Raw genomic sequence first — 12,613 nt, 5'->3', positions numbered from 1 at the left:
CCACCGAATTACCGTGCTCCCCGGTCCTCTTGTCTCGGACTCCCCCAAGCTCTTGTCGCGGATCTCCCCCAAGTCGCCCCGCCCTGCTTCCCCATCGACTTCAACGCCCGTACGGCGCGTGGGGCCCCGGTATCTCCCCCGACCCTCGCGGGATCAGTTCGGTGGGCATGACGACGGTGCGGGGCGGGGACGTGTCCCCGTGGATGCGGGCGAACAGGAGATGAGCGGCGCTCGTCGCGAGCGCGACCGGGTCCTGGGCGATGACGGTGACCGGCGGAGTCAGCTGCGCGGCCAGGGCGAAGTCGTCGAAGCTGAGAAACGCAATGTCGGGGGGCAGGACGGCCAGCACCCCGAACGCGAGGACTTCGTTGCCGGCCAGTATCGCCGTGGGGGGCTCGGGCGAGGAGAGGATCTGGGTGACGGCCCGGGCGGCTTCCGGGCCCGACCTCAGTCCGTGCCGGACGATCGCCGGGTCCGCGTCGATGCCCGCGGCCTCCAGCGCGGCCCGGTAGCCCCGGTGGCGTTCGCCGAAGGTCCAGATCTCCGGCTTGTCGCCGACGTAGGCGATGCGGCGGTGGCCGTGCGCGATCAGGTGGTGGACGGCCTCCTTCACCGCGCCGAAGTTGTCCACCACCACGGCGTCCGCGTCCAGGCCGGGTGCCGCCCTGTCCACGCACACGATCTTGGTCCCCTGTGCCTGGGCCGAGCGCAGGAAGCGGTGGCTGCCCGCGGCCGGGATGAGGATCAGTCCGTCGACGCGGCGAGCGGTGAAGGTCTCGATGACCTCCTGTTCCCGGCGGACGTCGGCACGGCTGGAGCCGATGAGCACCATGCTGCCGCGCTGGCGGGCGACGTCCTCGGCGGCCGACGCGACGGCGGCCATGAAGGGGTCGGCGACGTTGTCGACCATCAGCCCGATGGTCTGGCTCAACTGATCGGTGCGGCGCAGCTGTCGGGCCACGTCGTCGCGCTGGTAGCCCAGCTTGCGGACCGCGGCCTCCACTCGCGCGGCGGTCAAAGGCGCCACACCCGCATCGCCGTTGACGACCCGGGACACCGTCATCACGCTGACGCCCGCTTCCGCGGCTACGTCTTTCATCCTGGGCCGCGTGGCCACGCCGCGTCCTCCCAGATCTCAGCCGGTGCGACCGGGAGTGACGCACCGAAGGTGTCCGCGCAACTTCCCGTTCGTACCCGACCCTTGACGCCCACCCACGGGCCTCCCAGAATCGACGAGCTGTTAACGATACCAACCCGAAGGCACCACATGGCCTCTGCAAGGGAACCACTTCTCACGGCACACGGCGTGGTCAAGCGTTTCGGCCATGTCCAGGCGCTCCAGGGCGCCGATTTCACGGCGTACCCCGGAGAGGTCGTAGCGCTGATCGGCGACAACGGCGCCGGCAAGTCGACTTTGGTGAACGTCCTTTCGGGCGTGATCGCCCCTGACGGCGGCGAAGTCCGCCTGGACGGGGCGTCGGTCCGGTTCAGCGGGCCAATGGAGGCGCAGCGCCACGGCGTTGAGACCGTCTACCAGGATCTTTCACTGGCGCCCGATCTGGACGCGGCGGCCAATCTGTACCTCGGCAGAGAACTTGTCCGCGGTGGCATCCTCGGCCGCCTGGGCGTCCTCGACCGACCCGCGATGCGACGGCGGGCGGTCAAGGCGTTCGCCGAACTCGGCGTCGAACTCAAGGACGTGACGGCAGCTGTGACAACGTTGTCGGGAGGCCAGCGTCAGTCCGTGGCCGTGGCGCGGGCGGTCGCGTTCGCCAACAAGGTCATCTTCATGGACGAGCCGACCGCCGCTCTGGGTGTCGTGCAGCGCGCCCGCGTCCTGGAGACCGTGCGGAGGGTCGCCGACCAGGGCATCTGCGTGGTGCTGATCAGCCACAACATGCCCGAGGTGCTGTCGGTTGCGGACCGGGTCGAGGTGCTGCGGCTGGGCCGACGGGTCGCCTCGTTCACCGCGGCCGACACCACGATCGAGGAACTCGTCGGGGCCATGACCGGATCGCTGGACGGCACCGCGCCGACGAACGGAGCCTCCGGCCCGGCAGGCCCGGCAGACCCAGCCGGTGCGACGGAATCGACGGAGCCTACGGAATCGGAGGACGGGCGATGACCGCCGACAGCCAGGACATCCAGTCGGCCGCGCCGGTGCGGGATCCGCACCGATCCGCCGACGGAAAGATCGCCGTACCCCCGTGGCTGCGCCGGGCTGCCTCGATCAGTGAACTGTGGACTTTTCTGATCCTCATGGCGCTGGTCGCGTTCTTCACCATCGCCGCTCCCGGCAAGTTCTTCACCACGTACAACCTCACGCAGATCGCCGTCAACGCGGCCATCTACGTGGTTCTCGGTGTCGGCATGACGTACGTGATCATCACCGCGGGCATCGACCTGTCGATCGGCTCGGTCCTGGTCCTGGCCGCGGTGGCCGCGGGCGAATACAACGTCCACCACGGCGGGCCCACCGCCGGCTGGGGCACGGTCGCGGTCTGCGTCCTGATCGCTCTTGCCGTCGGCACCGTTTGGGGCGCGTTGCAGGGAGCGGTGGTGGCGACCGGGAAGGTGCCCCCGCTCATCGTGACGCTCGGCGGTCTGGGCGCGGCGCTGGGGCTGGCCGAACTCGCCACAGGCGGCCAGGATCCGGCCGGTGCGTCCGCCGCCCACCTGCAGAACAGCCTCGGCTTCGGCAAAGTGCTCGGCATCCCGTGGATGGTGATCCTCGCCGCGGTGGTCACCGCCCTGTTCGGCGCGCTCCTCGGCGGTACGAGGTTCGGCAACTACACCCTGGCGATCGGCTCCAACCCGACCGCCGTACGCCGCGCGGGCATCCCGGTGGGGCGGCACCTGATCAAGGTGTACGGGCTGATGGGCCTGCTGGCCGGACTGGGCGCGGTGATGTGGCTGGCCTCCTACGGCACGACATCCATCGCCGGGCACTCCACCGACAACCTGAAGGTGATCACCGCGGTGGTCCTCGGCGGCACCAGCCTGTTCGGCGGGCGCGGATCGGTGGTGGGCACCGTGATCGGCGTGTTCATCCCCGCCGTGCTCACCACCGGACTGATCGTCATCGGCGTCCAGCAGTACTGGCAGGACGTGGCGGTGGGCGTCGTGCTGGTCGCGGCCGTCTACATCGACCAGATGCGCAGGAGAACCCGAGAGCGCGCATGACCACCCCTGCCCCCTCCCACACCCCACGTGTGCCGAAACAGCAAGCCCACGCTAAGGAGAACACCGTTATGCCGAGCATTCGCAGCAAGCGCAGGGTCCTGGTCGCCGCGAGCACTGTACTGGCCCTCGCCGGTGCCGCCGCATGCAGCTCGTCGAGCGACAGCGGAAGTTCGGGGTCGGCCGGCGGCGCCGCCGGCAAGAAGGTCAGGCTGATCACCGGCGTGAAGAGCGATCCCTTCTACATCACCATGACCTGCGCCGCGCAGACGGAGGCCAAGGCCAAGGGCATGGACTTCACCGCCGACGGTTCCGCGCAGTGGGACGTGTCGGTCCAGCGTCCCCTCCTCGACTCCGTCGCGGCGGCCCGGCCCGACGGGCTGATGATCTCTCCGGTCGACACCGCCGCGCTCACCCCGTCGCTCAAGCAGATCCAGTCGTCCGGGACCAAGGTCGCCCTGGTGGACACCACGGTCACCGACTCGTCGATCGGCATCACCCGCATCTCGTCCGACAACGAGAAGGGCGGACGGGTGGCCGCCGACGCGCTGGCCAAGCTGATGAACGAGAAGGGCTCGGCCATCGTGATCAGCGTCAAGCCCGGCGTCTCCACCACCGACGCCCGGATCAAGGGCTTCACCGAGGAGATGGCCAAGTACCCGAAGATCAAGCTGCTGCCCACCCTCTACGACAACGACCTGCCGGCCACCGCCGCCTCCCAGATCCAGTCGACGCTGGCGGCCCACCCCGATCTGGGGGGCGTCTTCGCGGGCAACACCAACACCGGCCAGGGTATCGCCACCGGCCTCAAGCAGGCCGGCAAGCAGGGCACCGTGAAGGTCGCCGCCTTCGACGCCGAGCCCGACGAGATCGCCGCGCTCAAGGCGGGCACCCTCCAGGTCCTGGTCGCCCAGGATCCGGCGGCGATCGGCAAGGAGGCCGTCGACCAGCTCGCCGCTGCCTTCGAGGGCAAGACCGTCAGCAAGTCGGTCGGCACCAACATGGTCGCCATCACCAAGGCCAACATGAACGAACCGGCGGTCAGCAAGTACTTCTACAAGTCGGGCTGCTGACCGGCACACAGCCTGACCGGCACGCAGCGACCGGGTGGACCCCGCTCTTCCGCTCCTCCGGCGGGTCCACCCGGTGTGTCTGAGCGCCCTGAAGCCCCTGCGCCTTCACCATCTGAACTGTCAACCCGTGTGGCATGCAACCTAAGTTCCCCGGTTGAACACTGTGAGTTGCTGCCGTGATTCTTGTCGACCCCTGAGACCCGGCACAGCATGAGGCGACTCATTCGCAGGCGGGCCCGCGCACAGCGCCGTGCACGCGAATCGTTCATCCCCTCTGCCGACCGGGAGACTCTGTGAGCTTGCGTGACGTCCAACCCCCCACCCCCGCCGCGACCGAGCTCGGCCGCCGCGGCTTCCTCGGCCGCACCGCCGGTGCCGCGGCCGGTGCCGCGCTGCTCGGCGGCCTGGAGACCGCCCCCGCCTCGGCCGCCTCCAAGAGTTCTCAAGGTTCCAACAGCCCCGAGAGTTCCAGGAGTTCCGAGCTCGACGCCGACCGGCCGGTGCGCACGGAGTCCGGTCTGGTGACCGGCGCCCCGGCCGCCCTCGACGGCGTCACCGTCTACAAGGGCATCCCCTACGCCGCCACCACCGCCGGCGTCAATCGCTGGCGTCCGCCGCAGCCGGCCCCGTCCTGGAAGGGCGTCCGCAAGGCGGACACCTGGGGCGCCGCCTGCCCGCAGCCCGTCACGGGCATCGCCGCCGACAAGGTGCCTGCGCTGAGCGAGGACTGCCTGAACCTCAACATCTGGACGGGAGCGGCCTCTTCGCGCGAGCGCCGCCCGGTCTTCGTCTGGATCTACGGCGGGCGCAACAGCGCCATGTGGGCCTCGCAGCCGGTCTACGACGGCGCCAACCTGGCGGCCAAGGGCACGGTCGTCGTCACCTACAACCACCGCGTCGGCGCCTTCGGCAACCTCGCCCACCCCGGGCTGAGCGCGGAGTCCGGACACGGCGGCTCCGGCAACTGGGGCGTGCAGGACACCGTGGCGGTGCTGAAGTGGATCAAGCAGAACATCGCCGCGTTCGGCGGTGACCCGGACCGGGTGACGATTGGCGGCTGGTCGCACGGCTCGTCGTTCGTCAACATCCTCATGATCTCGCGGCTCGCCCGGGGTCTGTATCACCGGGCTCTCCTCGCGGCCGGGGTCCAGTACACCAAGGACCCGACGCTCGGCCATGTGGCGGGCGGATACGCGCCGTTGGCCACCGCCGAGGCGAACGGCACCGCGTTCGCCGCGTACATGGGCGCCTCCTCGACCGCCGGCCTGCGGGCGCTGACCGCGGACGAGATCGTCTCGAAGGTCTACGCGTCCGGCGCCCCGGCCGCCGGCACCACCTTCGGGAACGTCCTCGACGGTTACGTACTGCCGACGACGTACACGGACGCGATGGTTTCCGGATCCGAGTACGACGTCCCGGTCCTCACCGGCAACAACAAGGACGAGAACGGCGCCTCGCCGACCCTCACGATGACGGTCGCCCAGTTCCAGGCATACGCCGCGTCCACGTTCGGCGACCGGGCGGCGGACTTCCTCGCGCTCTACCCGGCCGCCACCGACGCGGAGGCGGCACAGCAGTACAACAACTACGCGCGGGACGAGGAACGCGTCTCCACGCTCCTGTGGGGCACGCAGTTCAAGGAGACCGCCGGGAACCGGAGCCCGGTCTACAACTACTGGTGGACCCACGTTCCCCCGGGCTCGGACACCACCAACCCGATCGAGCCCGCGAACGGTGCGGGCGCGTATCACGGTGCGGAGAAGTACTACCTCTTCGGCAACCTCTACGGCACTGACCGGCCCTGGACCGAGGAGGACTACGCGATCGCCGACACCACCTCCTCGTACGTGGCGAACTTCGCGGCAACCGGTAACCCCAACAGCCACGGCGGCCGCCAGTCCCTGCCCGACTGGCCCGCCCTGCGCTCGGCGAAGCCGCAGTCGATGGAGCTCGGCGACCACTTCGCGCCCCTCCCCGCAGCGGACACCGACGCCAAGTACACCTTCCTGAAGGACTATCTGCGGTCGCAGACGACGGCGTACTGACCGGCGGACAACGGCGAAGGTCTCGGCCCCCTCCCAGCGGCCGGGACCTTCGGCGCGTCAGCCGACGGGCTGCACGATCACGTCATCCACGTACGACGCCCCGCTCGACGTCGCCCGCACCCGCACCGTCGTGGCCGTCGACGGCGCGGACAGCTCCACGCGGTGCCATTCACCGGCCGTGGTGTCGGACTGCGCGGCGGTGGCCACCACCGTGCCCGCGGAGTCGAGGACCTCGACGACCACGGGCGCCGACGCGGAGTCGGAGCGCACGAGGGCGGAGACGCGGCGCGTGGTGGTGCCGCCGACTGCCCGGGTGAGGGCCGAAGTCCCCGTGAGCTTCGCGGAGTTGCCGAGGTCGCCCGACGGGTCGGCGGTGGCGGATGCCGTACCGGTCACCGTCCAGCTGGACGAGAGGGTGTCGAAGAGGTCGGTCAGTACGGGAGTGGTCGTACCGCCTCCGTTGTACGCGCCGATGTTCGGGGCGGCCGTGGCCGAGACCGTGTTGCCGTAGTAGTCCAGTCCCCCGTTGCCGGAGACGACCGCGCCGGTGCCGAGCGTGCCGTATCCCGTGATCAGGCGGTAGCCGTGGGGGTCGCGGGTGCCGGGGGCGACGAGGCCCGGGGCCGTGGTCACCGTGTTGGTGGCGCCGGTCGGTGCGGTTACGCCGTAGAAGGCGTTGTGGTCGAAGGTGACGTTGGAATCGGAGAAGTTCCAGCTGACGGAACCGCTGCCGGTCTTCCGCACGATGTTGTCGGTGAAGGCCAGATCGAGAGTCGCGGAGGTGGACTCGGTGAGGAACACCGGGCTCAGTCCGCTGCCCACGCTGATGGTGTTGTTGTAGATCTGGCCGTTGTCGATCTGGCCCGAGCAGACCTGGAACGTGCGGGTGCGGTCGTTGATCGAGATGTTGTCCCGGATGACGAAGTCCGAGACCGGTGTGTCGTACGGGCAGAGGAGGAAGAAGCCGCCGTCGTTGTCGTGGGAGAGGTTGTACTGGAAGGTCGTGCCCTTGGTCGAGTGGTCGACGTCGTACGACTGGCCGTCGCTGGTGGTGTTGCCCCCCGACACCTCGTTGTACTGGAAGAGGCCGTTGTCGCTGTTGGCGGTCCAGATGCCGATGTTGACGCTGCCCGCGCGCTCGTTGAAACCGGTGACCTGGTTGTGCTCGACGAGGGCGCCGTCCTGGCCCTTGGCGACGATGCCGTCGCCGCCGATGTCGCGCAGGTCGTTGCCGCGGACGACCAGCCCGGTCGAGGCCTTCCAGTCGGCGAAGCACAGGGAGTCCTGCCAGAAGGCGGCGAGCTGGGTCCGCTTGCACCAGTTGGACCAGGTGTAGATGCCCTCGCGGTCCACGGAGTGGATCTCGTTGTCGAGGATGCTCGTGTTCGCGAAGGCCGTGGGTGTGGTGGTGCCCTGGGCTTCGATGACGATGCCGCCGGTGGCGTTCGCGTACTTGCCGGTGCCGTGGTAGTTGCCGCTCACGGTCGCGGGCAGCACACCGCGTACGTCGTGGATGTCGAGCCGCCGCAGCGTGATGCCGCTGACGACGCCCGCGTCGGCGGCGTACACATAAACCCCGCGCCGATACGCCGTGTTGTCGCCGTCGGCGGTCAACTCCAGGTCCTGGACCGTGGTGTAGGGGGTGTTGTCGAGGAGTACGGCGTTGGTGGCGCCGTCCGCCATGATCGCGGGCCGGTCTCCGCTGCCGTAGGCGCCGATGACGACCGGCGCGGCGGCGGTCCCGGTGGCCTTCGGGGCGAGCTGCCCGGAGCAGGCGGTGCCGCGCTGGAGGAGTACCTGGTCGCCGGCGGTGAGCGTGAGGGCGTTGACCGAGGTCAGGGAGTTGAACGGGGAGGAGGAGCTGCCGGTGCCGCCCGCGGCGGCCGAGCAGTCGACGTAGTACGTCGTCGAGGCGGCCTCGGCGGGGGTGGCGACGAGGCCGGCGGCGAGGGCCGCCAGGCCTATGAGCAGGGCGGTGCTGCGCGATCGCATGGAGGGACTCCGTGGGAGACGGCGGGGAAGGGGATGGGGACGGAGGTGCTGCGGAGACGGGGACGGGGACGGCTACATCGGGTGCGGAACATCAGAGGTTGGCCTCCGGGATACGGGCGGACAGACCGCCGTCGACGGGCAGAACGGCACCGGTGACGAACGAGGCGTCGTCCCCGGCGAGAAACGCGACGGCCCGGGCCACCTCGTGCGGCAGACCGGCCCGGCGCAGTGGATAGGGCCGGACTCGGGCGGCGAACTCCTCGGGGTCGTCGGCTAGTTGGGCATTGCGCTCGACCATGACGTGCCCCGGCGCGACCGCGTTGACGCGGATGCCGTGCGGGCCCCATTCGAGCGCGGCGGTACGGGTGAAGGCGACGAGCCCGGCCTTGGCGGCGGAGTACGCGCCGAACCCGGTCGCCGCGAACTGGGCATGGACGGAGGCGATGTTGACGATCGACCCCGGCCGTCCGTCGGTGATGAGGCGGTCGGCGAAGGCCCGCGAGAGCCGGACGGCCGCGTGCAGGCTCACGTCGAAGGTGAGCGCCCAGCCGAACTCCGTGGCGTCGAGAAGGGGTGAACGCTCCTCGGCGAAGGCGCAGTTGACCAGGATGTCCGGTGCGACTCCGTCGAGTACGCGGCCGGGGGCGTCGGGGTCGGTGAGGTCGACGACGACAGGGCGGATCCGCTCGGTCGCCGTCTTCCGTACGGACTCCAGGATGTCGACGGCGACGACCACGTGCCCACGGGCGGCGAGCTCGACGGCGATGGCGTGCCCGATGCCCCGGGCGGCGCCGGTGACGACAGCGGTGGATCCATGGGACATGCCGGCGGTGGCGTCGGTGGTCGTGTCGGCGTCTGTGGTCATCGTTTGAGCAATCCCTTGTTCAGTCCGTCGGCGAGGAGGTTGAAGCCGATGACGAGGCCCACGACGACGGTGATCGGTCCGAGTGCGTAGGCGGGATTGTCGGCGAGGAAGGAGACGCTGGTGCGCAGCAACGCGCCGAGTGAGGGGGTGGGAGGGGTGACGCCGATGCCCACGAAGCTCATCGCGCCCTCGACGAAGACGGCCGTGGAGAGGGAGAGCGCTGCCTGGACGACGAGGGCGTCGAGGATGTTGGGCAGGATGTCGCCGAGCAGAATCCGCAGGCGCCGGGCGCCGAGGGCCACGGCCGCCAGGACGTACTCGCGGTCCCTCTCGACGCGGACGGCGTCGCGGGTGATCCGGCCGAAGAGGGGGATGTTGACACCGGCGACGGTCCAGAAGACGGCGGCCGTGCCCGGGCCGAGGATCGCGGCGAGGGTGACGCCGAGGATCAGGGCGGTGAAGGCCAGCATGACGTCGAAGGCACGTTGCAGGACGACGTCGAGCGACGGGTGCAGGGCGCACAGCAGCCCCAGGCCGATACCGGCGACCGCGCCGAGCGGGACCGCGGTGAAGGCGACGAGCAGGTCGAGCCGGATCCCGTACAGCGTGCGGCTGAGCAGGTCGCGGCCGAACTCGTCGGTGCCGAGCGGGTGTTCACCGCTCGGCGCGGCCAGCGCGTCGGGGCCCTGGGTGAGCGGGGAGTGCCCGGTGAGCAGGGGGGCGGCCGCCCCGAGCAGGACCAGCAGGACGACCAGGGCGAGACCCCAGCGGGCGCCGGGCGCACTGAGCGCGCGGGAGCTGACGGCGCGCCGGACCCGTGTCCATGCGCGTCCCCGTACCCGTACAGCCGGAACGGCGGTCATACGGAGCCCCCGATCCGCACCCTGGGATCGAGCCCGGCCTGCACCAGGTCCGTGAGGGTCTGGAGCACCACGAACACAGCGACCGCGAACAGCAGCAGGTCCTGGACGAGCAGGTAGTCGCGGCTCAGGACCGCCTGGAGCAGCAGCTGCCCCACCCCCGGCCAGGCGTAGACGGCCTCCACCACGATGGCTCCGCCGAGCAGCTGTCCGATCTGGATGCCGAGGACGGTGACGACCGGGGGCAGCGCGCCCGGCAGCACATGGCGGGCCAGCAGCCATCGCTCGGAGACGCCCTTGGCGCGGCCGGTGCGGACGAAGTCCTCCTGCCGGGATCTGCGCAGGGAGGCCGCGAGGAAGCGGGCGAGGACCGCGCCGGTGGGCAGCGCCAGGCAGAGGGCGGGCAGCAGCAGATACTGCACGCCGATCACCGGGTCGGCGAGCAGCGACTCGTGTCCGGAGGCGGGCAGCACCCGGAAGGTGACGGCGAAGACGAGGACGAGCAGGACGCCGGTGACGTACGGCGGGACGGCGAGCGCCAGGTTCACCGCGGCGGTCAGCAGGCGCGCGCGGCGGGCCGTGCCGAGGACGATGCCCGCCGCGCCTCCGCCGATCAGCGCCAACAGCAGTGCGGCGGCGGTGAGTTCGAGGGTGTTGCCGAGGCCGTGGCCGATCAGTTGGGCGATCGGCGCGCCGAGGATGAAGGAGGTGCCGAGGTCGCCGGTGAGGACGCCGGTGAGCCAGGTCCCGTACTGGACGGGCAGCGATGCGTCGAGGCCGAGCGAGGCCCGGACCTCGGCGACCGTGGCGGGTGAGGCGTCCGGGCCCGCGAGGACGACGGCCGGGTCCCCCGGCGCGAGCCGGAGGACACCGAACACCAGCACGGACGCCACGAGCAGCACCAGCAGGGCGGACGGCACCCGCCGAGTCGCGTAGCGGAGCATGACGGTCAGCCGATCGAGGTCTGGTCGAGGTCGAGGTAGTCGTACATCGTCCAGTTGAGGCCCTGGACCTTCTTGGAGCGGGTGAAGGTGTGCGAGCTCGCGACCAGGTCGGAGACGAACTGCTCTTCCAGGAGCAGGTCGTTGAGCGCGTCGGCGGCCTTCTTGGCCTCGCTCTCCTCGGTGGCCTGCCACAGCTGGTCGGCAAGTGTGCGGTATGCGTCGCTGTCGAAGTTGGAGGCGTTCTTGTCGGCGTTGAAGGGGAAGGCGCCCTTGACGAGGGTGGCCGGGTGCAGCTGGCCGAAGCCGTGGCCGTTGATGAACAGGCCCGGCAGTTCGCCCGCCTGGAGCTGGGCGAGGAAGTCGGCGGCCTGGAGAGGTTCGGCCTTCGCCTTGAGGCCGAGCTGGGTGAGGTCGTACTGCACGATCTCGGCGATCTTCGCGTTGGTGGCGAGGCCGGCATTGTAGACGACCTTGACGGTCTTGCCGCCCGCTCCGGCGGCCTTGATGAGCGCCTTGGCTTTCTTCAGGTCGCGGCTGTAGTGGGCGGCCTTCGTCTTGTCGTACGCGGGTGAACTCGTCGCCCAGGGGAGGGAGGTGACCGTGCCGATGCCGCCGAGGACCTGGCTGAGGATGCGCTCGCGGTCGACGGCCCAGGCGATCGCCTGGCGGACGCGCTTGTCGTCGAGGGGCTTCACCTTGACGTTGGAAGCGACGTAGAAGCCGGAGTCGTGGGCGTCGGAGACGGTGACCTCGAACTGGTCGTCGTTCTTGATGGAGGCCGCGTCGAGCGGGGCGACGTCGACGAGGAGGTGGGTGCCGCCGGAGCGCAGGGACGAGACCATCGACGGCGACTGGCTGACGACCGACACCTCGACGGCGTCGAGCAGCGGGACGCCCTTCTTCCAGTACGCGTCGTTGCGCTTGAGCTGGAAGCCGGTGCCGGGCGTGTAGTCGGCGACCTTGAACGGGCCGGTGCCGATGATCTTCGTGCCCTTGAGCAGTTCGTCGATCGACTCCTTGTCGACGATGAGGAGGATCTCGAAGAGGTCGAAGAGGTTGCTGACCGGGTGCGCCAGGTGCAGCGTGACGGTGTGCTCGTCGCTCTGGTCGATCTTCTCGATGGCGAGCGCGACGTGCTTGAGCTGGGAGGCGGTGGTGTCCTTCCGCAGGTTCTCGATGGCGAAGGCGACATCCGCGGAGGTGAAGGCACGCCCGCTGTGGAAGGTGACGCCCTGGCGGAGCTTCAGGGTGATCGACGTGCCGTCCTTCGCCTCGGTCCAGGACTCGGCGAGCGACGGCTTGGGCTGAAGCGTCTTGTGGTCGTACTCGGTCAGCGTGTTGAAGACCGTACGGGCGAGCGTGAAGTTCGGGTTGTTCTGGCCGAAGAGCGTGGCGGGCGCGATGTCGGCGGACTGCGCGATCTTCAGCGTGCCGCCCTTGGTGGCCGCTCCTGACGACTTCCCGCTCTCGTCGGCGGCACTGCGGCAGGCCGGGACGGCGAGCAGGGCGCCTCCGGCACCGATCGCGGCGAGCAGTCTGCGGCGGGAGATGGCGAGTCTTTCGGGCGTACGGGGGTTGCTGTACGAGGGCATGGCGGAACTCCGGGTGGCAGAAAGGGAGATGAGCGGCGGCCGGAAGCTGCGAAAGTGCGTGG

At 69.9% G+C, this 12,613-nt stretch carries 10 protein-coding genes; 4 read left to right on the top strand and 6 right to left on the bottom strand.

Annotated features, from left to right (window positions below; genetic code table 11):
* Positions 1-100 precede the first annotated feature (100 nt).
* A complete protein-coding gene (locus tag OG975_RS37380; RefSeq protein WP_406333876.1) occupies positions 101-1,099 on the bottom strand; it encodes a LacI family DNA-binding transcriptional regulator in 999 nt (332 codons plus the stop codon).
* Positions 1,100-1,267: 168 nt separating this feature from the next.
* On the opposite strand from OG975_RS37380, the gene OG975_RS37375 reads away from it, so the two are divergent.
* The 4 genes from OG975_RS37375 (at position 1,268) to OG975_RS37360 (ending at position 6,298) form a co-directional block, all read left to right on the top strand.
* On the top strand, positions 1,268-2,125 hold the full coding sequence (locus OG975_RS37375; protein WP_406333874.1) for an ATP-binding cassette domain-containing protein: 858 nt from the start codon (positions 1,268-1,270) through the stop codon (positions 2,123-2,125).
* Complete coding sequence (locus OG975_RS37370) at positions 2,122-3,183, top strand: ABC transporter permease (protein WP_406333872.1); 1,062 nt, start codon at positions 2,122-2,124, stop codon at positions 3,181-3,183. The genes OG975_RS37375 and OG975_RS37370 overlap by 4 nt, the downstream gene beginning before the upstream one ends.
* 68 nt (positions 3,184-3,251) lie before the next feature.
* A complete protein-coding gene (locus tag OG975_RS37365; RefSeq protein ID WP_406333870.1) occupies positions 3,252-4,253 on the top strand; it encodes an ABC transporter substrate-binding protein in 1,002 nt (333 codons plus the stop codon).
* Between the two features lie 299 nt (positions 4,254-4,552).
* Positions 4,553-6,298: a carboxylesterase/lipase family protein gene (locus OG975_RS37360; RefSeq protein WP_406333869.1), complete on the top strand. Its 1,746-nt coding sequence runs from the start codon at positions 4,553-4,555 to the stop codon at positions 6,296-6,298.
* 57 nt (positions 6,299-6,355) lie between these two features.
* Here the strand turns inward: OG975_RS37360 and OG975_RS37355 are convergent, their stop codons facing one another.
* The 5 genes from OG975_RS37355 to OG975_RS37335 form a co-directional block, all read right to left on the bottom strand.
* On the bottom strand, positions 6,356-8,290 hold the full coding sequence (locus tag OG975_RS37355) for a right-handed parallel beta-helix repeat-containing protein (RefSeq protein WP_406333868.1): 1,935 nt from the start codon (positions 8,288-8,290) through the stop codon (positions 6,356-6,358).
* A 91-nt stretch (positions 8,291-8,381) separates the two neighbouring features.
* Positions 8,382-9,155: an SDR family NAD(P)-dependent oxidoreductase gene (locus OG975_RS37350; protein WP_406333867.1), complete on the bottom strand. Its 774-nt coding sequence runs from the start codon at positions 9,153-9,155 to the stop codon at positions 8,382-8,384.
* On the bottom strand, positions 9,152-10,018 hold the full coding sequence (locus OG975_RS37345) for an ABC transporter permease (protein ID WP_406333866.1): 867 nt from the start codon (positions 10,016-10,018) through the stop codon (positions 9,152-9,154). The genes OG975_RS37350 and OG975_RS37345 overlap by 4 nt, the downstream gene beginning before the upstream one ends.
* Positions 10,015-10,959, bottom strand: a complete 945-nt coding sequence (locus OG975_RS37340) for an ABC transporter permease (RefSeq protein ID WP_406333865.1) — start codon at positions 10,957-10,959, stop codon at positions 10,015-10,017. Before OG975_RS37340 ends, OG975_RS37345 begins: the two co-directional genes overlap by 4 nt.
* Positions 10,960-10,964: 5 nt before the next feature.
* Entirely contained in the window at positions 10,965-12,551 is a 1,587-nt protein-coding gene (locus OG975_RS37335; RefSeq protein WP_406333864.1) for an ABC transporter substrate-binding protein, read from the bottom strand.
* Positions 12,552-12,613: the final 62 nt, after the last annotated feature.

The organism is Streptomyces sp. NBC_00203, from assembly GCF_045206325.1.
In the GTDB taxonomy this organism is placed as follows: Bacteria; Actinomycetota; Actinomycetes; order Streptomycetales; family Streptomycetaceae; genus Streptomyces; species Streptomyces lutosisoli.
This window is presented reverse-complemented; position numbering and strand designations above follow the sequence as displayed.